22 protein-coding genes are annotated in these 19,693 nt (G+C 72.9%); 10 read left to right on the top strand and 12 right to left on the bottom strand.

What is annotated here, in order from left to right; all coding sequences use genetic code 11:
• The first annotated feature begins 138 nt into the window (after positions 1-138).
• Both ABJI51_RS32670 and ABJI51_RS32665 read left to right on the top strand, forming a co-directional pair.
• Positions 139-1,239, top strand: a complete 1,101-nt coding sequence (locus tag ABJI51_RS32670) for a sensor histidine kinase (RefSeq protein WP_348954907.1) — start codon at positions 139-141, stop codon at positions 1,237-1,239.
• Positions 1,236-1,877, top strand: a complete 642-nt coding sequence (locus ABJI51_RS32665; protein ID WP_348954906.1) for a response regulator — start codon at positions 1,236-1,238, stop codon at positions 1,875-1,877. Before ABJI51_RS32670 ends, ABJI51_RS32665 begins: the two co-directional genes overlap by 4 nt.
• On the opposite strand, the gene ABJI51_RS32660 is transcribed toward ABJI51_RS32665, so the two are convergent.
• Genes ABJI51_RS32660 through ABJI51_RS32650 form a run of 3 tightly spaced genes read right to left on the bottom strand, consistent with a single transcriptional unit; the run spans position 1,856 to position 4,211 of the window.
• The gene (locus ABJI51_RS32660) at positions 1,856-2,425 is read right to left on the bottom strand and encodes a GNAT family N-acetyltransferase (RefSeq protein WP_348954905.1); all 570 of its coding nucleotides are present in this window, start codon (positions 2,423-2,425) and stop codon (positions 1,856-1,858) included. The two genes, ABJI51_RS32665 and ABJI51_RS32660, sit on opposite strands and share 22 nt — an antisense overlap.
• Before the next feature lie 42 nt (positions 2,426-2,467).
• Positions 2,468-3,196, bottom strand: a complete 729-nt coding sequence (locus ABJI51_RS32655; protein WP_348954904.1) for a hypothetical protein — start codon at positions 3,194-3,196, stop codon at positions 2,468-2,470.
• Positions 3,186-4,211: a C40 family peptidase gene (locus tag ABJI51_RS32650; protein ID WP_348954903.1), complete on the bottom strand. Its 1,026-nt coding sequence runs from the start codon at positions 4,209-4,211 to the stop codon at positions 3,186-3,188. Before ABJI51_RS32650 ends, ABJI51_RS32655 begins: the two co-directional genes overlap by 11 nt.
• 81 nt (positions 4,212-4,292) lie before the next feature.
• Here ABJI51_RS32650 and ABJI51_RS32645 point away from each other — a divergent pair, with 81 nt between their 5' ends.
• The 5 genes from ABJI51_RS32645 (at position 4,293) to ABJI51_RS32625 (ending at position 7,936) form a co-directional block, all read left to right on the top strand.
• Positions 4,293-5,090: a biotin--[acetyl-CoA-carboxylase] ligase gene (locus ABJI51_RS32645; RefSeq protein WP_348954902.1), complete on the top strand. Its 798-nt coding sequence runs from the start codon at positions 4,293-4,295 to the stop codon at positions 5,088-5,090.
• A gap of 84 nt (positions 5,091-5,174) precedes the next feature.
• A complete protein-coding gene (locus ABJI51_RS32640) occupies positions 5,175-5,750 on the top strand; it encodes a PH domain-containing protein (RefSeq protein ID WP_348954901.1) in 576 nt (191 codons plus the stop codon).
• Positions 5,750-6,679 (top strand): hydroxymethylglutaryl-CoA lyase, encoded by a 930-nt coding sequence (locus ABJI51_RS32635; RefSeq protein ID WP_348954900.1) that lies wholly within the window; start codon positions 5,750-5,752, stop codon positions 6,677-6,679. The genes ABJI51_RS32640 and ABJI51_RS32635 overlap by 1 nt, the downstream gene beginning before the upstream one ends.
• A gap of 103 nt (positions 6,680-6,782) precedes the next feature.
• Entirely contained in the window at positions 6,783-7,676 is an 894-nt protein-coding gene (locus ABJI51_RS32630; protein WP_348954899.1) for a TNT domain-containing protein, read from the top strand.
• Entirely contained in the window at positions 7,676-7,936 is a 261-nt protein-coding gene (locus tag ABJI51_RS32625) for a hypothetical protein (RefSeq protein ID WP_043786532.1), read from the top strand. Before ABJI51_RS32630 ends, ABJI51_RS32625 begins: the two co-directional genes overlap by 1 nt.
• A 33-nt stretch (positions 7,937-7,969) precedes the next feature.
• Here the strand turns inward: ABJI51_RS32625 and hisN are convergent, their stop codons facing one another.
• Complete coding sequence (gene hisN / locus ABJI51_RS32620) at positions 7,970-8,755, bottom strand: histidinol-phosphatase (protein ID WP_348954898.1); 786 nt, start codon at positions 8,753-8,755, stop codon at positions 7,970-7,972.
• 42 nt (positions 8,756-8,797) lie between these two features.
• Between hisN and ABJI51_RS32615 the strand changes: the two genes are divergently transcribed.
• Positions 8,798-9,493: a response regulator transcription factor gene (locus ABJI51_RS32615; protein WP_348955015.1), complete on the top strand. Its 696-nt coding sequence runs from the start codon at positions 8,798-8,800 to the stop codon at positions 9,491-9,493.
• 3 nt (positions 9,494-9,496) lie between these two features.
• Positions 9,497-10,780 carry an ATP-binding protein gene (locus ABJI51_RS32610; RefSeq protein ID WP_348954897.1) on the top strand — a complete coding sequence of 428 codons (1,284 nt, stop codon included), beginning with the start codon at positions 9,497-9,499 and terminating at the stop codon, positions 10,778-10,780.
• Here ABJI51_RS32610 and ABJI51_RS32605 read toward each other — a convergent pair.
• From ABJI51_RS32605 to ABJI51_RS32570, 8 genes are all read right to left on the bottom strand, one after another.
• A complete protein-coding gene (locus ABJI51_RS32605) occupies positions 10,777-11,169 on the bottom strand; it encodes a Pvc16 family protein (protein WP_348954896.1) in 393 nt (130 codons plus the stop codon). The genes ABJI51_RS32610 and ABJI51_RS32605 overlap by 4 nt on opposite strands.
• A gap of 3 nt (positions 11,170-11,172) precedes the next feature.
• The gene (locus tag ABJI51_RS32600; protein ID WP_348954895.1) at positions 11,173-11,805 is read right to left on the bottom strand and encodes a helix-turn-helix transcriptional regulator; all 633 of its coding nucleotides are present in this window, start codon (positions 11,803-11,805) and stop codon (positions 11,173-11,175) included.
• Positions 11,806-12,097: 292 nt separating this feature from the next.
• Entirely contained in the window at positions 12,098-12,748 is a 651-nt protein-coding gene (locus tag ABJI51_RS32595) for a response regulator (protein WP_348954894.1), read from the bottom strand.
• Positions 12,749-12,766: 18 nt separating this feature from the next.
• A complete protein-coding gene (locus ABJI51_RS32590; protein ID WP_348954893.1) occupies positions 12,767-13,615 on the bottom strand; it encodes an NAD(P)H-binding protein in 849 nt (282 codons plus the stop codon).
• Positions 13,616-13,625: 10 nt separating this feature from the next.
• Positions 13,626-14,912, bottom strand: a complete 1,287-nt coding sequence (locus tag ABJI51_RS32585; protein ID WP_348954892.1) for an MFS transporter — start codon at positions 14,910-14,912, stop codon at positions 13,626-13,628.
• 236 nt (positions 14,913-15,148) lie between these two features.
• Positions 15,149-15,676: a GtrA family protein gene (locus tag ABJI51_RS32580; protein WP_348954891.1), complete on the bottom strand. Its 528-nt coding sequence runs from the start codon at positions 15,674-15,676 to the stop codon at positions 15,149-15,151.
• A 38-nt stretch (positions 15,677-15,714) separates the two neighbouring features.
• Positions 15,715-16,215, bottom strand: a complete 501-nt coding sequence (locus tag ABJI51_RS32575; protein ID WP_348954890.1) for a GtrA family protein — start codon at positions 16,213-16,215, stop codon at positions 15,715-15,717.
• 10 nt (positions 16,216-16,225) lie between these two features.
• Positions 16,226-18,427: a sigma-70 family RNA polymerase sigma factor gene (locus ABJI51_RS32570; protein WP_348954889.1), complete on the bottom strand. Its 2,202-nt coding sequence runs from the start codon at positions 18,425-18,427 to the stop codon at positions 16,226-16,228.
• Positions 18,428-18,697: 270 nt separating this feature from the next.
• Here ABJI51_RS32570 and ABJI51_RS32565 point away from each other — a divergent pair, with 270 nt between their 5' ends.
• Positions 18,698-19,546 (top strand): GGDEF domain-containing protein, encoded by an 849-nt coding sequence (locus ABJI51_RS32565; protein ID WP_348954888.1) that lies wholly within the window; start codon positions 18,698-18,700, stop codon positions 19,544-19,546.
• Positions 19,547-19,693 lie beyond the last annotated feature (147 nt).

Raw genomic sequence — 19,693 nt, 5'->3', positions numbered from 1 at the left:
TGCTCTTACCGGACGCCGGAGAGCATCGCCGCCGGACCCCGCGTGCGTCGTCGTGCCGGAGCAGACACTGCGGTACTGCCGTTGCAGTAGCCGGAAATGTCTCTCCACGCAGCAGCCGTCCGCGGTTAGGGTGCGGGGGTGAGCCGCGCACGCATCCTCGACGGGGCGATCGCCCTCGGGGTGGCGGCCGCGCTGCTGGTCACCGGGCTGTCCGGGCACCACGAACCCGACCTGCTCGCGTACGCCCTGCTGGCCGCCGGTGGGCTGGCGCTGGCCGTGCGCCGCCGGTACCCGCTCGCCGTGCTGGTCGTGACCGCGGCCTGCGCGCTCGGCTATCAGGCGGCCGGCTTCGAAGTTCCCGTCGTGGCCTTCCTGTTCGCGGTGTACGCCGCGGTCCGGGCCGGCCACCGCGTCGCCGCCGTGGTCGCTTCGGTGGTCATGATCGGCGCCGTCCCGCTCGCGATCCTCGCCTCGGGACTGCACACCACCGGCGAAGCGTTCACGCAGTCCCGCGACGTCCTCCAGCTGGCCTGGCTGATTGCCGCCGGCGCGGCGGGAGAGGCGCTGCGCCAGGCCGAACGCCGTGCCGACGAAGCCGAGCGCACCCGCGAGGAGACCGCGCGGCGCCGGGCCGACGAGGAACGGCTGCACATCGCGCGGGAACTGCACGACTCGCTCACCCACCAGATCTCCGTCATCAAGGTCCAGGCCGAAGTCGCCGTCCACCTGGCGCAGAAACGCGGCGAAGAGGTGCCGGACGCCCTGCTGGCCATCCGGGACGCCGGCCGCGAGGCGGCGCGGGAACTGCGGGCGACCCTCGAAGCGCTGCGCGACGACGACAAGAACCCGCCGCACGGCCTCGACGACGTCCCCGGGCTCGTCGACCGGGCGCGGACCGCCGGTCTCGACGCGCGGCTGACGATCGAGGGCCGCCGCGACGACGTCCCGGCGGCGGTGGGCCGGACCGCCTACCGGATCGTCCAGGAGTCGCTGACCAACGTCGCCCGGCACGCCGCCGCGGCCACCGCGTCGGTCCGCATCGACGTCCGGCCCGGCACGCTGGTCGTCCGCGTCGACGACGACGGAACGGCCACTGTGGACACTCCGCCGGAGCCGGGCGTCGGCCTGCTCGGCATGCGCGAGCGTGTCACCGCGCTCGGCGGACAGCTGCACGCGGAACCGCGGCGCGAGGGCGGGTTCAGTGTCCGCGCCGAACTGCCCGTGGACCACCCGGCATGATCCGCGTCCTGCTGGCCGACGACCAGCCGCTCATCCGCAGCGGCTTCCGCGCGCTGCTCGACGCCGAGGCCGGCATCGAGGTGGTCGCCGAAGCCGGCGACGGCCGCGAAGCCGTGGAGCTGGCCAGGGAACACCTGCCGGACATCGCGCTCCTGGACGTCCGGATGCCCGGCGTCGACGGCATCGAAGCGACCCGGCGCATTGCCGCGGACCCGGCACTGGCCGCGGTGCACGTCGTCATCCTGACCAACTACGGCCTGGACGAGTACGTCTTCGACGCCCTGCGCGCCGGCGCGGCGGGCTTCCTCGTCAAGGACATCCGCCCGGAGGACTTCCTGCACGCGGTGCGCGTCGCCGCCCGGGGCGACGCGCTGCTCGCGCCGTCGATCACGCGCAAGCTGATCGACCGGTACGTCACGCAGCCGCCGTCGCCCGGCGCGGGGCTGGCGGAGCTGACCAACCGCGAACGCGAAGCCGTCGCCCTGGTCGCGCGGGGCCTGTCCAACGACGAGATCGCCGCGCGGATGGTGATCAGCCCGCTGACCGCGAAGACGCACGTCAACCGGGCCATGGTCAAGCTGCGGGCCCGCGACCGCGCGCAGCTGGTGGTGTTCGCCTACGAAGCGGGACTCGGCTGACGCGGGTCGGTGGACAGGATCGCCATGGCGATGGCGTCGTGCCACTCGCCGTCCCAGTACAGGGCGTCCCTAAGCACGCCTTCGCGGACGAAGCCGCACTTCTCGTAGACGCGCTGGGCACGCGGGTTGAAGTCGAAGACCTCCAGGTGGATGCGGTGGAGGCCGACGTCGAAGGCGTGGTCCACGACCAGCCGGGTGGCTTCGGTGCCGTAGCCGTGGCCGAACACGGCCGGGCCAGTGAGGGAGATCCGGAACGCGATCGAGGCGTTGCGTTCGTCGAGGTCGTTGAGGACCACCTCGCCGAGGACCTGGTCGTCGTCCCGGCGGACGATCACCCAGTCGGCACGGTCGTGCTGGTCCGCCCGCGTGGCCAGCCAGCGGCGGATATCGGCTTCGGTGAACTCCTGCTGGGTGCCGGTGAGGCGACGGCCTTCCGGATCGCTGGTCATCGGCCAGAGGCCGTCGAAGTGCTGCGGCCCCATGGGTTCCAGCCGGACGCGCGGGCCGGTCAGGGTCGGTTGGTCGCGGAAGACGTCGGCGCTGATCACCAAGCGAGTCAAACGCACGGCCGGGAATCGGGCCAGCGGATTTCACCGCTCCACGGTGAGCAGCAGCGGCACACCCGCGCCTTCGACGGCGGCGAGTTCGGCGAGGAACCCGCCCAGCCAGCCGATCGCGTCCGGCGACCACTCGCACAGCGTGCCCCGGAAGGTGACGCGGTGCCGTGGCGGGCCGGACCAGAACGTGTCGTGCATCGGCGGCGGCAGCGGTGTCCGCTGGGCCAGGGACTCGCAGCGGAAGACGTCCTGCCGGGCCAGCGACCGGTGGATCCGGGACGCCACCGCGGGGATGACCGGGTCCTGGCCACTGTCCACAGTGACGTACACCGGTGTCGCGGACCGGACGTCGTCGAACCACGCCGCGGTGGCCAGCGACGGCGGGTGAGCCGTCCGGGGCAGGCAGTGGGCGGGCAGCAGCACCTGGACCGCCCGGAGGTCCAGGTCGCCGAGCTGCTCCGCGACGTCCCCGGCGCAGCGGAGGAACGGCTGCACCGGCAACGGCCCGCCGACGACGCCCACCTGGAACCAGGCGACCAGCCCGGACCCCGGTGCGGCCAGTGGATGCTCGCGCCCGGCGTCGTTCATGCCCCACAGCGTGTCGAGCCAGCCCATCGCCTGCGCCCGGTCGTGGAACCGGATGTAGGGATCGCGTCCGGTTTCCGGGCGCGGCGTCAGCTTTCCGTAGAGCGCGGCGAACAGCGTTCCCGAGACGCCGGGGGAATCCGGGGCCAGCCCGGGGCGGGCCTCGTCACCGGGCATCGGGGCGGCCCGCACCCGCGTAGTCGTCGCCCTTCGAGTGGTACGTGTGGATCTGGATCGCCTGGCCCTCGGTCGGCGCGTTGACCATCAGGCCGTTGCCCAGGTACAGGCCGACGTGGTGGATGCGCGTCGCCGGATTGCCGTAGAACACCAGGTCGCCCAGGCGCGGCTCCTGGCCCGGTGGCACCGGCGGGAGCGCGCGGAACTGGCTGTCCGCCGTCCGCGGGAGGTCGACGCCCGCGCTGTCGTACGACGCCTTCGTCAGGCCCGAGCAGTCGAAGCCCGCCGCGCCCGCGTCCGGGCCGTTGCCGCCCCACACGTACGGGAGGCCGAGCTGGCCGAGCGCGAACCGCGTCGCCTTCACCCGCGGCGAACCGGCCGAAGCCGGGTCGAGGGAGAGCGTGGCGTACAGCTGGGCCATGCCGAGGACGCGCTGGCGGAACAGCTCCGAACCGTCGCCGGGGTGGTAGGCCGCGATCGCCTTCCACCAGCCGGGGCCCGCGCCGAGGTCCGTGCCGCCCGCGCAGAGCGCGCGCCCGGCCGCGACCGGGGCGTCGGCGCCGTACTTCCTGGCTTGCGCCGCGGTCAGGCCCAGCGGGTTGCCGCCCGCGCGGCCGTGGTCCGACGCCGCCGAGCCGACCCCCGCCAGCGTGACCCACGAAAGGTGGCACGACGGGTCTTCGCGGCGCAGCGCCAGTTCGCCGTTCGCGTAGCCGATCAGCGCGTCCGCGGGGATGTCCAGCGGGCCGGCCAGCTGCTCGGCCCACTGCTGCAGCGGGCTCTTGCCGCCCTGGCCGGACGCGCCCTGGCCCGGCTCCTGCGCCTTAACCGGCGCGCTCACCTCGAGGACCGACGGGCCCGCCGCGGCCACCGGGACCGGCGCCGGTGCGGGCGCGGGTTCCGGTTCGCGGCCTGCCAGCAGCCAGCCCGCGGCGACCAGGCCCGCGACGAGCGGCAGCGCGACGAGGCCGCGCAGCGCGGCGCCACGGGCCCAGGAGGTCGGCTTGGACGTCACGGGGTCCAACTTAGAAGAGCGCACCCCTCAGTGAACGAGCGAACGCCTTGCACGTTAGGGGGACTCCCATATGGTGGACACATGCCTGAGATGGACGCTGCCCGCCTGCAAGCGGCACTCGACGGCCGGTACGCGCGCGTGGACGTCGTCGAGCGCACCGGCTCCACCAACGCCGACCTGCGGAAAGCCGTCGAAGACGGTGCCGCCGACCGGACCGTCCTGCTCGCCGAGGAGCAGACCGCGGGGGTCGGGCGCCGGGCCCGGCCGTGGAGTTCGCCGAAGGGCGCCGGGCTCTACCTCAGCGTCGCGCTGCGGCCGGGCGTGCCGTTCGCGGCGCTCGGCTCGCTCTCCATCGTCGCGGGACTCGCCGTCCGGGCCGCCGCCGCGTCCGTCGGCGTCGACGCCGTCCTCAAGTGGCCCAACGACGTCCTCGTCGACGGCGCGAAGTGCGCCGGCATCCTCGCCGAGGCCGTCGCGGGCCCCGAGCCGTCGATCGTGCTCGGCATCGGCCTCAACGTCCTGCCGCTCGGCGACGTCCCGCCCGGGCCGGGCGGGCTGCCCGCGACGTCGCTCGCCGAGCACGGCGCCACGAACACCGACCGCACCGACGTCGCGATCGCGCTGCTCACCGAGTTCGACGCGCTGGAGCGGCGCTGGCGCCTGGCCGGTGGCGACCTCACCGAGGCCGGGCTGCTCGGCGACTACCGCGCGCACTGCGCCACCCTCGGCCAGGACGTCGAGGTCCAGCTGCCGGACGGGACGTCGCTGACCGGCCGCGCGGCCGAAATCGACGCCACCGGGCAGCTGGCGGTCGACCTGCCCGGCGGGCAGCGGCACACCGTGTTCGCGGGTGACGTGGTCCACGTCCGGCCCGCCTGATTCTTCGGGGCGTTGCCCCACCACAGCGCCGCCTCGCCGGTACGGTGGGACGACACCGCAGCACCGACCTTGGGAGCGTCCGCCGTGGCTTATCCGGACGATTTGCTCAGCGAGCAAGAGCACGTCGTGGTGCACAGTCACCCGCACTTCAAGATGCTGATCTTCCCGACGCTCGCGCTGCTGCTCACCCTGGGTGCGGGCACCTGGCTCGCGATACTGGCCAAGGACGCCGGCTCGCCGTGGAACACGGTCGGGCTGATCGCCATCGGGGTGGTGGCGCTCGTGCTGGTGGTGTGGCTGTTCCTGGCGCCCTTCGTGCGGTGGCGGACAACCCACTTCATCGTGACGACCGACCGGCTCATCGCGCGCGAGGGCGTGCTCAAGCGCACCGGCATCGACATCCCGATGGGCCGGATCAACAGCGTCCAGTTCGAGCACGGCCTGCTCGACCGGGTCTTCGGCTGCGGCACGCTGATCATCGAGTCGGCCTCCGACGAGCCGCTGCGGTTCGAGGACATCCCGCACGTGGAGAAGGTGCACACGGTGATCTACCGCGAAGTCAACGACAACCCGTACGACGACTACCGCCCGCGGGCGCAGCGGACCGAGCCGCTGCCGCCCCAGAGCGGCCACCCGCCGCGCGGCGAACGACGCCGCTGATGGGCACGCGCGAACTGGGCCTGCCGGAGCGGGTGCCCTCGGCGGGCGAGCTGCCGGAGCGGGTCACGATCTGGGAGGTCGGCCCGCGCGACGGGCTGCAGAACGAGAAGGCGATCGTCCCGGTCGAGGTCAAGCTGGAGTTCCTCGACCGGCTCGCGGGCGCCGGGCTGACCACGCTGGAGGCGACCAGCTTCGTGCACCCCAAGTGGGTGCCGCAGCTGGCCGACGCCGAGCAGCTGCTCGCCCGGCTCGACCGCCGCGAAGGCGTCCGGTACCCGGTGCTGGTGCCGAACGAGAAGGGCCTGAACCGGGCGCTGGACGCCGGGGTCGAGCACATCGCGATCTTCGCCAGCGCGACGGAGACGTTCGCGCGCAAGAACCTCAACTCCTCGCTGGACGAGCAGTTCGCGATGTTCGAGCCGGTCGTCACCCGGGCCAGGGAGGCGGGCCTGGACGTGCGCGGCTACCTCTCGATGTGCTTCGGCGACCCGTGGGAAGGTGCCGTGCCCGCCAAGCAGGTCGCCGCCGCCGGCCGCCGTCTGCTGGACATGGGGTGCTCGCAGCTGTCGCTGGGTGACACCATCGGCGTCGCGACCGCGGGCCAGGTGGAAAACCTGATCGGGTTGTTCTCCGATACCGGTAATTTGGCCGTGCACTTCCACGACACCTACGGCCAGGCTCTGGCCAACACGCTGGCGGCGCTCCGATGTGGAGTGTCGACTGTGGACTCTTCGGCAGGCGGGCTCGGCGGCTGCCCGTACGCCGAGTCGGCCACGGGCAACCTGGCGACCGAGGACCTGGTGTGGATGCTGGACGGACTGGGGATCCGGCACGGCGTCGACCTCGGCGCGCTGGTGGCGGCCAGCGCGTGGATGGCGGGACAGCTCGGCCGCCCGAGCCCGTCCCGCGTCGTCACCGCGCTGAGCTGACCTCGCCGCACCCCCGTGGGAGGGGTGCGGTATCAAGGGGGACCGGCCGCGGCCGCGTCGAACTGCGTGTGCCCGCGGGCACCGACCGAGCCGGAGGATGGGTGTGACCGAGCCTTCCGAGGCGGGCTCCGAACCGGTCGAGGCCGACCTCGACACCGGGCCGCTGCGGCTGCCCGACGACGTCCCGACCCCGCCCTCGGGCAACCCGGCCGCGTGGCCGCACGCGGTGTCGCCGCTGCTGCCGCCGTTCCCGCTGCCGCCGCCCCCGCCGATGCCCGCGGCCCCGCCGCCCCCGGTGTCGCCGTCGCCGCTGCCGCCGCTCGGGTCGCCGCGCACCGAACGGGAGAGCGTCGTCGCCCTGTTCCTGGTGCACATGTTCCCGATCGGGCACCTGCCGGTGGCCATGGACAAGCCGGCGCGGCAGCTCCCGCTGCCCGCCGACCCGGAGGGCTTCCCGCCGAACGACCACCCGGACGCCCGGCTGATCTTCGACGACCAGGCGCTCACGAACGTCACGGCGGGCTTCCGCCGGTCACCGACCGGCCCGCCGCGGCCGGTGCCGCGGCACCTGACCGAGGGGTACGTGCCGTACGCCCGCGCGACGCAGGCGGTGTGGATCCGCCGGTTCGTCGTCGGGCACAGCGAGCTGGGCCCGGAGTACGCGTGGCCGCCGGGCGACCTGTTCCCCGAGGGCAGCCTCGACCCGCCCGAGCCGGTGATGGTCCCGGCCGACACGGTCCTCGACCGCTTCGGCCCGGCGTACGGGCGGGTGTTCTTCGCCGACGGCACGCCGTTCGCGGAACGCTCGCTGCCGCCGGGGATGCTGGACGCCGAGTACCGCCGGTACGTCGTGGTGCGCGCGGTGCCGATGTGGCGCTCGGAGACGGCGAACTGGTTCGGCCAGGTCGGCGGGGGTACCCGGTACCGTGCCCTGCTGGCCGCCGACGAACTCGTGACGCTCGGCTACCTCGCCGAAGCCAAGGGGGAAGACGATTGATGAACACCCAGTCGATCCAGCGCTGGCTCGGCGTGCTGGGCGTGCCGCCGGAGGTCGTCTCGCTGGGCGCCGAGGTGGACAACGCGTGGTGCCTGATGCAGGGCGAGGACGAGGCGTGGGAGGTGTTCTGGCGGGAGCAGGGCAACCGCTACGACTGGGCGCGGTTCACCAGTGAGCAGGTCGCCTGCCACTACCTCTTCGGGCGGCTGGCCTGGGCCCAGGTGGCCCGGGGAGCCGTCGGCCTGCTCCCCGGTGCCTGATCGGCAGCGCCACTTTCACGTGAAAGTGGCGCGTCAGCGCTTCAGGATGCGCAGTGCCTCGTCGTGGAGACGGCCGTTCGTCGACAGCGCGCTGCCGTTGTCGTAGCGCCCGACGCCGTCCAGGTCGGTGAACCGGCCGCCCGCCTCGGTGACGATCACCTGGGCCGCCGCGACGTCCCACGGGTTGACGATGCACTCCGCCGCCACGTCGAGCGCGCCCTCGGCCACCAGGACGTGGTGCCAGAAGTCGCCGAACGCGCGGGACTCCCAGCACGCGTTCACCAGGTCCAGGTACTTCTCGCGCGAGTGGTACTCGGTCCACGAGTTCAGGTCCGTAGTGGACAGATAAGCGTCCGAAAGCGACGAAACGCCGGAGACCGACAGCCGCCGCGTGCCGGCGCTGTCGGAGGAGAACGCCCCCGAGCCCGTGGCCGCCCACCAGCGGCGGCCCAGCATCGGCGCGCTGATCAGGCCGACCACCGGGTCGCCGTCGGACACCAGCGCGATCAGCGTCGCCCAGACGGGGACTCCGCGCAGGAAGTTCTTGGTTCCGTCGATCGGGTCGAGCACCCACGCGCGGCCGGTCGCGGCCGAGCCGCCGCGCTCTTCGCCGAGGACCGCGTCGTCCGGGCGCTCCGCCGCCAGCAGCGCGCGGATCGCGTCCTCGACCGCCGTGTCGGCGTCGGTCACCGGGGTGCGGTCGGGTTTGCGCTCGACCGTCAGGTCCAGGGCGCGGAACCGCGCCGTCGTGATCGCGTCGGCGGCGTCAGCCAGCCGGGTGGCGAGGGCCAGATCATCTCCGTAGCCAGGCACGGTCACGATGGTTTCACGCCCGCGAGCCGTAGAGTTGGCCAGGTGAGCATGGTCCTACTTGCCGAAGACGATCCGGCCATCGCCGAACCGCTCTCCCGGGCCCTCGAACGCGAGGGATACGAGATCCACGTCGTCACCGACGGCCCTTCGGTGCTCGACGCCACCGCCGCCCAGCGCGTCGACCTGCTCGTGCTGGATCTGGGCCTGCCCGGGATGGACGGCCTGGAGGTGTGCCGCCGGCTCCGCGCGGCGGGCACCGAGCTGCCCGTGCTGATGCTCACCGCCCGCACCGACGAGGTCGACTTCGTCGTGGGCCTGGACGCGGGCGCCGACGACTACGTCGCCAAGCCGTTCCGGCTCGCCGAGCTGCTCGCCCGGATCCGCGCGCTGCTGCGCCGCCGGGTGCCCGAGGTGCTGGAGGCGGGCGGCGTCCGGATGGACCTCGGCGCGCGGCTGGTCACCGTGGACAACCACGAGGTCCAGCTGGCGAACAAGGAGTTCGAGCTGCTGCGCGTGCTGATGAGCCGGGCAGGCCAGGTCGTCAGCCGCGACGAGATCCTCGCCGAGGTCTGGAACGACCTCGAGTCGAAGACGTCCAAGACGCTCGACATGCACATGTCGTGGCTGCGGCGGAAGCTCGCCATCGCCGCCGACGAGGCCGCCGGCCGCACCAGCAAGGCCCACGACGGCGAACGGCGGATCGCCACCGTCCGCGGCGTCGGCTTCCGCTTCAACAGCGAATAAGCCGTGCGCCGCCGCATCCTGCTGGCCATCCTGCTGGCCGTCGCCGTCACCGCGGCGGTGCTCGGCATCCCGCTGGGCATCGTGGCGAGCTGGCAGATCGAGTCGAGCTACCGCGAGACGCTGGCCGAGAACGCCCGCGCGGCGGCGGCGATCCTCGACACCGAGATCGCCAACGGCCAGGAGATCGACCTCGACCAGGTGCGCGCGGCGGTCCCGGCGAACGGCCTGCTCACCGTGCGCGCCAGCGGCCAGATCGAGAAGCGCTACGGCAGCGACCCCGGCCCGTCCACGGTCACCGAGACGGCCGACCTCGCGCGGGAAGGCAAGGTCGAGATCGCCGTCCCGGCCGGCCCGATGCACGAACGCCAGACGACGGTGACGCTGGTCGTGGTGCTGCTGGTGCTGCTGTCGGTCGGCACCGGCGCGGTGGTGGCGATCGCGACGGCCCGGCGGCTCGCGAAGCCGCTGCGGCACGTCGCCGAGCGCGCGGCCCGGCTCGGCGGCGGCGACTTCCGGCCCGACCCGAGCCGCTACGGCGTCGGCGAGCTCGACATGGTCGCCGAGGCACTGGACGCGTCCGGCACCGCGCTCGCCCAGCTCGTCCAGCGGGAACGCCAGCTCGTCGGCGACGTCTCGCACCAGCTGCGCAGCAGGCTGACGGCGTTGCAGCTGCGGCTGGAGCCGCTCACCGTGCACCCGGACGACGAAGTGGCCGACGAGTCGAAGGCCGCCCAGGAACAGGCTGACCGGCTCGCCGAGGCCCTCGACGAGCTGCTGGCGGCCGCCCGGGCGGCCCGCGAGGTCGGCGCCGAACCGGTGGACCTGCCCACCCAGCTGCCGGAGATGGCCCAGGAGTGGCGCCACCTGCTGCGTTCGGAGGGCCGCAACCTGCGCACGCGCGTGGCCGACGGCCTGATGGCGCGGGCAACACCCGGCAGGCTCCGCGAGGTCATCGGGGTCCTGCTGGACAACGCGCTGCGCCACGGCGCCGGCACGGTCACCCTCGCCGCCCGCCGCGGCGACGCCGACGGCACGGTGGTGATCGAGGTCAGCGACACCGGCCCTGGCGTGCCCGACGAGCTGGCCCCGCACATCTTCGAACGCGGGTTCTCCGGCGGCGGTTCGACCGGGGTCGGCCTGGCGCTGGCGCGGGCACTCGTCGAGGCGGACGGGGGACGGCTGGAGCTGTCCAACCGCCGCCCGGCCGTGTTCAGCCTGTTCCTGAAGGTGCCGCGGCCCAGCGACGTCCCGGAGGTGCGCTGGCCCGCCGAGCGCGTGCCGCGTTAGCCGGCGTCGGCGGTGACGAGCAGGACGAACCCGGCCCGCGCGGGCATGCCGAGGCTGCACCACAGCTGCGCGGGATCGGTCTTCGCCAGCCGCATCCGCAGCGGTGTGCCGTCCGCGTCGAGCACCGCCCGCAAGGCGGCGTCGAGCAGGTCGTGCTCTTCGCGGACGGCTCCGGCCCGCGCGGTCACCAGGTAGGAGAGCGCGCAGCGGCCGGTCCCCTCTTCTCCTTCGCCCACGGCGTCGCTCAGTGCGAAGAGGAACAGCTCCACGCTCCGCACCGGCGACTCCGTCTGCCAGGCCGGCTTCGGCGGATCGAGACGGATCTGCGTCCCCGCGGGCAGGCGGGGCCGCAGCAGCCGGCACAGTGCCTCGTCGACCTGGGCGATCATCGGTCAGATCAGCCCTTCACGCAGGGCGTACGCGACCGCGTGCGACCGGTTGCGCAGCTGGAACCGGTTGGTGACGTCGTGGAGGATGCTCTTCACCGTGCGCTGCGAGTAGCACAGCTGGTCGGCGATCTCCTGCGTCGAATACCCGGACGCGACCAGCCGCAGCACCTCGGTTTCCCGGTTGCTCATGCCGCCCAGGTGCAGGCCGCGTGGCTGCAGCACCTGGCGCTGCAGCCGGGAAACCCGGTTCAGCAGCCGCCCGAGCACATCCGGCGGCAGCGCGCCCTCCCCGGCGGCGGCCGCCTTGATGAGCCGCACGAGCACCTCCGGCCCGGCGTCGGCGCGGCGGGCGACCGCGCACACGCCGTGCTCGACGGCGTTGAGGATCTCGTTGTCGTCGACCTCGCCCGCGACGAGCACGATGCGGGTGAAACCCTGGTGGTGCAGCGCGGACAGCAGCCGGCTCATGGCCTCGTCGAGCCGGTCGGCGACCAGCAGCGCGACCAGGTCCGGATCGGCCGGGTCCCCGTCCACCACCCGGACGTCGTCACGCGTACGCAGCGCCATGCAGACGCCGTTGTGCAGGATCGGATCGGTGGCGCGGACCACCACCGGCGTCCGGTCGGATTCGAACATCGCTTCCCATTCCCCTCGAACGGTGCGAGGGCCCCACCCCTCACGGAGACCACAGTGCCTCCCGAGGTGTCCCGGGCACATGGGACCGGCGTCCCGAAGTTGCCCGGACGGCCGCCCGTTCGCCGGACGGCCGCGACCGTCAGGACCGCCCGAGGCCCGCGTCCCTCGCTCGCACGATCGCCTCGGCGCGGTCGGCGAGCGGAGCGCGGGTTTCGGGGTCTGCCGTGGCTTGTCGTGAGTGGTGATGAGGGTTCTAACGCGAATTGCCACTCACGACCGCGGACCGGCGACGTCAGGACCGGCCGAGGCCCGCGTCCCTGGCCCGGACGATCGCCTCGGCGCGGTCGGCGACGTGCAGCTTGGCGAAGACGTTCGAAATGTGGTTCCGCACCGTCTTCGGGCTCAGGCACAGCGTGTTCGCGATGACGCCGTTGCTGTGCCCCGCCGCGATCAGCGCGAGCACCTCGCGCTCGCGGGAGGTCAGCTCCGGGAACACCGGCTCGCTGGCCGGCGGCGGCTGGTTGAAGAAACCCAGGACGCGGTTCGCGACGTCGGGGCCGAAGATCGCCTCGCGCCGCGCGACCGCCTGGACCGCGCGGATGATCTCGTCCGGCTCGGCGTCCTTGAGCAGGTAGCCGCGGGCACCGGCGCGCATCGCCGCGAAGACCGACTCGCTCTCGTCGGCCATCGTCAGCATCAGCACGCCGGTGTCCGGGCTCGCGGTCACGATGTGCCGCGCCGCTTCGATCCCCGACACGTCGGGCAGGTGCAGGTCGAGCACCACGACGTCCGGGCGGAGGGCCGCGGCGGCCTCCGCCGCGCTCGCGCCGCTGGCGGCCTCGCCGACGACCTCGATCCCGGGTTCGGCCGCGAGCAGCGTGCACACGCCGAACCGGAACAGGGGGTGGTCGTCGACGACGAGGACGCGCAGACGTTCGCTCACCCGGTCACCTCCGCAGCATCACTCGTGGCGATGGTACGCGGACGCGTTCTCCCGCGCCCAGGCCGCGAAGGTCAGCGGCGGACGGCCGAGCAGCCGCTCGACGGTGTCGAAGACGACGTGCTCGTTCGGGGCGGACTCGCGCTTCAGCGCGAAGAGACCGTCGATGGCCTGTGCGGGCCAGCCGAACTTCCGGATCAGGCGGTCCTTCGCGGCGCTTTCGGATTCTTCGACGTACTTCAGCGGACGGCCGAGCGCCTCGGCCAGGATGTCGACCTGCTGCCGCGTGGTGAGTGCTTCACCGCCGGTGAGCTCGTAGGTCGCGCCTTCGTGGCCGGACGTCGTCAGCACGAGTGCCGCGACCGCGGCGATGTCGCGGACGTGGATCAGCGCGGACGGCGGATCGGTGTCGGGCACGTACACCGCGTCCTCCTCCTGGATCGACGGCAGCCACGCGAACCGGTTGTCCATGAAGGCGCCGGGGCGCAGGATCGTCCACGCCGGACCGGCTTCGCGGACCGCCTGCTCGCCTTCGGCGTGTGCGACGCTGATCGGGTCCTTCTGTCCGAAGTAGACACCCGTGGTGGACAGCTTGACGAGATGGGTGACGCCGGCCTGGGCGGCGGCGCCGGCGACCGCCACCTCCTGCTCGGCGTTGTGGCCCGGCGTCAGGACGAACACGCGGTCCGCGCCGTCGAGCAGGGCGGGCAGGTCCGCCGTGCCGAGGTCGCCGCGGACGGCTTCGGCACGCGGGTCGATCCGGGCCTTGGCGGGGTCGCGGGTCAGCGCCCGGACCTCGGCACCGGCGTCGAGCAGGGCGGGGACGAGGTGGCGGCCGACCTTGCCGGTGGCGCCGAGGACGAAGATCATCGTGGTTCTCCTATCGGTTGAGCGGAACGTGCGGGAGCGCGAAGGCCGTGACGAGGCCCAGCGCGAGGACGGGAAGCAGGGCGAGGAAGACGCCGTGGGTGCCCGCGGCGTAGGCGAAGCCGAGCGCGACCGGGCCGAGGGACGAGCCGAGCGCGCGGGCGAGGTTGACGCCGGCGGCGACCGCGCCGCGGTCCGCGGCGGGGGCGGTGTTCTGGGTCGCCATGACCAGGACCTGGAGGTTGAGCCCGGCCGCGAGGCCGAAGACGACCAGGCAGCCGAGGACGGACGGCAGGCCGTCCAGGGTGAGCAGGCCGAGCATCGCGAGCAGGCCGAGTGCCATGCTCAGCCGCGGTGCCCAGGGGTAGGAGCCGGTGCGGGCGATGATCTTGCTCGCGATGGCGGAGGACACCGCGACGGCGATGGTCATCGGGATCAGCCGCAGCCCGCCTTCGGCCGGGCCGGCGTCGGCCTGCAGCAGGGCCGCGATGTAGTTGACCGAACCGAGGAACGCGAACCCGGCGAGCACGCTGAGCAGCACGGACACGGTGAACGTCCGGTCGCGGAAGAGCCGCAGCGGCAGCACGGGCGCCGCGGCCCGGCGTTCGACGCGGACGAAGGCGGCGGCCGCGACGGCACCGAGCGCGATCGACCACGGCGTCAGCAGGGTGAACCCGGTGATCGCGGCGCCGAGCAGGACGACCCCGGCGAAGTCGAACGGCGCTTCCTTGCGCCGCCGCGGCAGGTCGAGGGTGGCGAGCAGGGCGAGCGCGAGCAGCCCGAGTGGCAGGTTGACCAGGAAGATCGACCGCCATCCGGCCACGCCGGTCAGCAGGCCGCCGGCGACGGGACCCGCGAGCGAAGCGACGGCGAAGCAGATCGAGAACCACCCGAAGTACTTCGCGCCTTCGCGGGGCGTGAACATTTCGCCGAGCGAAGCGCCGACGGAGACGAAGAGGCCACCGGAACCGGCGCCCTGCAGGACGCGTCCGGCGATCAGGAACGACGCCGAAGGCGCCAGGCCGCAGGCGAGCGAGCCGAGCAGGAAGAGCGCGAGCGCGCCCAGGAGCACGCGTTTGCGCCCGAAGACGTCACCGAGCTTGCCGTGCAGGGGAGCGGTGACGCTCCCGGCAAGCAGGTAGGCGGTGGTGACCCAGGCATAGGTCCCGGTCCCGCCGAACTCGGCGGCGATCCGGGGCAGCGCGGTGGCGACGATCTGGGCGTCGAGCATCGCGAGGAAGACGGACAGGAACAGGCCGGACACGGCCAAGCGAGCGCGCGAAGGCGCAAGTGTGGTCAAGGAAAGTCCTCGTGAAGAAAGGGACGAGAGATGCGGACGCGCGTGGACGCGTCCCGTCGAGCCGGGAAAAGGCCTGGAAAGGCTCCATCGTCATCCGCGGACGGATGCGACCTCTTCGCGCTCGGAAACCACCTCGAATCGTCCCGCTCGCCCGGCCGAACCCGGACGGCGTCCTCACGAAGGAACACTGACGAAGATGACTATAGACAACTACATGTCAGAAGACAAGAAGTTTCTCAGCGCAGCGGGGTGACCTCGTCGTTGTCCCGCCGCCGCTTGCCCAGCTCGTCCGGGAACACCCACTTCTTGAAGCCCCAGAAGCGGAAGAACATCGCCAGCAGCATGCCGATGATCGACCCGCTCGCGAAGTCCGCGACCTCCTGCACCAGCCGCGTCACGTGCGGGACCTCGAGGTCGAGGACGTACCGCGAGACGTACAGCGGGACCAGGTTCACCACCACCGCGATGCCGCTGATCACGAAGAACAGCGCCGCCTCGTGGTGGCGTTCGCGGCCGCCGCGGGTGCGGAACGACCACTCGCGGTTGAGGATGTACGACACGATCGTCGCGACGATGATCGCGATCGCCTTGGCGGTGGTCGGTTTCTGCTCCAGCACCGACAGCTTCAGCAGGTACCAGACGCCGTTGTCGACCAGGAACGTCGTGCCGCCCACGATCGCGAACTTCAGCAGCTCCCGGTGCTTGATCAGCACCGAACGCAGTGGCTCCGGCGTGCGCTTGAGCACGGTTTCCACAACGGTCACACCAGGCAGTCTAGGAGTACACCGCGTTGACCAGTGGTTCAGGCGGCTTTGCGGTCCTGAATGTCCGGATCCGGCGCGGCCGCCGCGCGGGGCCGGGCGTCCTCTTCCGGGAAAACCCATTTCTTGAACGCCCACCAGCGGAACAGCGTGCCCAGCAGGGTCCCGATGACGATTCCGCTGACGAAGTCCGCCATTTCCACGCCGAACGGGGAAAGGCGGGGTGCCTGCAGGTGCAAAACGTAGCGGGAGATCCACTGCGGCAGCGCGTTCAGTCCCAGCGCGACGCCGCTGAAGAGGAAGAACAACGCCGCTTCGTGGGCTCGCTCACGTCCGCCGCGGGTGCGGAAGGACCACTCGCGGTTGGCGACGTACGAGAAGACCGTCGCGACGAGGACGCCGACGATCAGCGCCGTCACCGGGTGGGTCCGCAGCACGGTGAACTTCAGGCCGTAGTTCACCGACATCGTGATCACGAAGCTGATCCCGCCGACGACGGCGAAGCGGAGGAGCTCGCGATGCTTCTTCAGCAGCTCGCGCACCGGGCGGACGCTACCCGGTGAGCCAGCCGAAAACCTTCTCGGGGGTGACCGTGGGCTGTTTCGGGCCCGGGTTCGGGCCCGGCCGCGGCGGCGCGCCGGTCGTGGCCGACGTCGACGTCGGGGGCTCGCTCGTCGGCTCGGTCGTCGTCGAAGGCGGGGTGGACGACGGCTTCGACGGGACCGGCTTCGAAGGCTTCGACGGCGTGGTCGAGGGAGGCGTCGAGGAGGGCAGCGGGTCCTTGCCGCACCAGTGATGCCAGCAGCCGAAGTCCACCGTCACCGGCGGCGCCGCCGCCTTGCCGAGCTGCGCGGTGATCGTCACGCGGCCGTCGTCGGGACGGCCCTTGAGCCGCACCCACAGGTTGACGTGCTGGCCGGGGGCCAGCGCGCTCTTCGTCGTGCAGCTCGCGCCTGCGGACGTCGTCGTGCACGGGAAGCCGCGCAGGCTCCACCACTGCCAGAGCGGGTGGTCGAAGGTGACCGTGACCGGCTTGGTCGTCTCGCCGGTGTTGCGGACCCGCACGTAGACCAGCGGGTAGCGGTTCCACGGGAACGCCGAGAGCCCGTCGCCCTGCGCCTCGAGGACCACGCCGTCCGGCGGCTGCTTCACGGTGATGGCGACGTTCACCTGGACGTTGATCTGCACGCCGGCGGTGACCGACGCCTTGACCGTGCCGCCCTCGGCGTCCTCGTCGGCACGCAGCCGGAAGTTCAGGGTCGCGCTCTGGCCCGGCTGCAGCCCGCTGCCGGTCCGGCAGGTGACCGTGCCGTCCCCGCCGGGGCAGTTGACCGTGATCGGCCCGGCCTGCGCGAAGGCCATCGGCGTGCCGCCACCGGCCGCGTCGACCGCGTGCACGCCCCGCGGCAGGGACAGCGCCACGGCGACCGGCTCGGACGTGCTGCCCCCGTCGTTGCGGACGGTGATCGGCAGGTTCGCCGCGGTGCCGGGACTCAGCTCGACACCGCCCGGCGGGGACGTCGCCGACATCGACGGCGGCGCCGGAGCCGGAGGAGCGGGGGGTGCCGGCGGGGCGGGCGGGGCCGGTGGCGCGGGCGGCACCACCGCGGGCGGCGGGGGCTCGACGGGCGGAGCCGCGGGGGGCGGCGGCACGACGGGCGCGGGCGGTGCGGGCGGCTGCGGCTTCGGCGCGGGCGGCTGGACGGGCTGCTCGACGGTCGGCGGGGGCACCTGGGCGGCGACCGGGATCTCCTGCGCGCCACCTCCGGCGGTGAGCGCGATGACGACGGCCGCGACGACCGCCGTGCCCGAGGCCGCGACCCCGGCGAACTGGCGGGGACCCGCGGCGGCCGCGCCGGCGGCGGCACCGGCCTTGCCCCCGGCGGCCGCGGCACCGGCGGCCGCCGCGCCCGCTGTCGCCGCGGTGGCCGCGCTGGCCTTCGCCGCGCCGATCGTGGCGAGGTAGCCGAGGGCGGCGCCGCCGAGGACGATCGGGGCGATGATCGCGCGCAGCCCGCCGTTGACGTCGGCGAGTTCGGCGGCCAGCGCGCGGCACTGCTCGCACTCGTCGAGGTGGCTTTCGACCTGGGCGCGTTCGCGTTTGGACAGTCCGTCGCGCGTCCAGGCGCCGAGCCGGTCGGCGCAGGCACGGCAGCGTTCTTCGGCGTTTTCCTGCAGGTGGACCTGCAGATAGGCCTGCCGCAGCCCCTCGCGGGCGCGGTAGGCGAGCGCGGAGACGCCGTTGGCGGTCAGCCCCAGCAGGGGTGCAACCTCGGCCGGGCTCTGCTGCTCGATCTCGGTGTGCCAGAGCACCGCCTGCCAGCGTTCGGGCAGCCGCGCGAACGCCTTCGCGGCCATCGTGCGCTCGAGCCCGGCGACGGCGGTGTCGGAGAACGGCACGGTCAGCGCCTCGGCCGCGGCGCCGCCGACGGTCGTCATGTCCTCGTTGAGGTCGACCTTGCGTTCCCGGCGCGTGCGGTCGTACGCAGTGTGACGCAGCGCGGTCAGCAGATAGGCCCGGAAGGCTGTGTCCGGTCCCTTCCCGCCACGGAGCGTGTCGAGCACTTTCGCGAACGCCTCGGCGACGAGATCGTCGGCCTCGGAGCTCGACCGGGCCAGCTGACGGGCCAGATTGTGGGCCGCTCCGGTGTGCCGTTCGTAGAGCGTCCCGTACGACGCGATCTTCCCGGCGCGGACCTCCGCGATCAGTTCGGCGTCACTCTTTCCGCTGAGATCGGCGGGAACGGTGGACACGGCACTCCTCGGTCGGCTAGGGCCAGGACCTGCCATTACAGGCGGATCCGGGACGCCAGACAAGTGTGACTGACCCACCCCGGGTGGTCACGCCGTGGTCGGCGTGTTGACTCCGACGGCGGAGCAAAATCACCCACCCCTCGGCCATCGCGGGGAAAAGCTTCTTAACAAAAACTCGCCAGTACGCGTCACGGCGTCCCCCGGGGCACGTCCTCACGGTGAAACCCCGCACAAGATCGACAAGCACCGGACGGAAGGAGCAGATGGCCTGTGGACGTTCCGGCTACCCGCTCCGGCCCCGGTGACGTCCCGTCCACCGCACGAGCCGAGCGTGACAGCGGCCTGCTCGCCCTGCGGGCGCGCTGGCGCACGGCCAGCCTCGCCGCAGGCTGGCGCTTCCCGAGCGACTGGGCCCTGCCCGAGGTCGACGCGGTCTGCGCGGCCGTCATGGCCAAGGGCCGCGTCGAGGCCGCCGAGACGGCGCTGGCCGGGCTGGCCCGCGCGCGGGCGGCGGCCGGCGCGGGACTCGCGGAAACGCTCGCCGACCTGGCCGCGCTGCACGCGGTGCTCGACCACGGCGACGACGGGTTCGTCTCACCCGACGTCGACGCCACCCCGGCCCGGCTGCTCCGGACCACGGCACTGGCCTGGGCCGACGTCGCCACCGACCAGCTGGTGCACACGGAGGTCACCGACCCGCTGACCGGCCTGCCCTCGGCCGCCTACCTGCGCACGCGGCTGGAGGAGGTCTACCGCGCCGCCGCGGCCCACGAGCGCCCGGCGGCCGAGGACCACGTACTGCTGGTGGTCTCGCTCGACCTCAGCGCCGTCGCCGGGTTCCCGCGCCTGACCGGCATGATCCTGGTGGCGGACGCGCTGCGCACGGTGTTCGACAGCGGGCAGAGCGTGGCATCGCTCGGACCGTCGGTCGTCGCGGCGCTGGTCCCCAAGGACGAGCGGGTCGCTTCCCACGGCGTCGCGCTGCGCAGGGCGTTGCACGAACGGCTGTCGGTCGACGCCCAGCTGGCGGACGCCGGACGCCCCCGCGTGTCGGCAGTGCGGCTGCCCGCGACCCACGAGCTGGCCTGCGACCTGCTGGCCCACCTCGCCCGCGCCTAGGACGGGGCGGGCTGAAGGGGACGTTCGTCGCAGGTGGCGAGACGAAAGGCCCGTTCGTGGCAGGTGCCTCTCGCAGGTCCGCGGTCGTGGGGGGGGTAAAACGGGCGACACACGGTGTTGACACAACAAAACACCCCCCCGCCCCCC

The sequence above is a fragment of the Amycolatopsis melonis genome (assembly GCF_040064235.1).
Taxonomy (GTDB): Bacteria; Actinomycetota; Actinomycetes; order Mycobacteriales; family Pseudonocardiaceae; genus Amycolatopsis; species Amycolatopsis melonis.
The sequence above is the reverse complement of the archived record's forward strand: the minus strand, read 5'-3'. Positions and strand labels throughout refer to the sequence as shown.

Coding starts and splice junctions, on each gene's coding strand:
- ABJI51_RS32655 (WP_348954904.1), bottom strand. CDS start 3,196: ATGCCCGGTGACGAGGCCCGCCCCGGGCTGGCCCCGGATTCCCCCGGC.
- ABJI51_RS32645 (WP_348954902.1), top strand. CDS start 4,293: ATGCCTGAGATGGACGCTGCCCGCCTGCAAGCGGCACTCGACGGCCGG.
- ABJI51_RS32605 (WP_348954896.1), bottom strand. CDS start 11,169: ATGATCGCCCAGGTCGACGAGGCACTGTGCCGGCTGCTGCGGCCCCGC.
- ABJI51_RS32600 (WP_348954895.1), bottom strand. CDS start 11,805: ATGTTCGAATCCGACCGGACGCCGGTGGTGGTCCGCGCCACCGATCCG.
- ABJI51_RS32665 (WP_348954906.1), top strand. CDS start 1,236: ATGATCCGCGTCCTGCTGGCCGACGACCAGCCGCTCATCCGCAGCGGC.
- ABJI51_RS32635 (WP_348954900.1), top strand. CDS start 5,750: ATGGGCACGCGCGAACTGGGCCTGCCGGAGCGGGTGCCCTCGGCGGGC.
- ABJI51_RS32615 (WP_348955015.1), top strand. CDS start 8,798: ATGGTCCTACTTGCCGAAGACGATCCGGCCATCGCCGAACCGCTCTCC.
- ABJI51_RS32625 (WP_043786532.1), top strand. CDS start 7,676: ATGAACACCCAGTCGATCCAGCGCTGGCTCGGCGTGCTGGGCGTGCCG.
- ABJI51_RS32590 (WP_348954893.1), bottom strand. CDS start 13,615: ATGATCTTCGTCCTCGGCGCCACCGGCAAGGTCGGCCGCCACCTCGTC.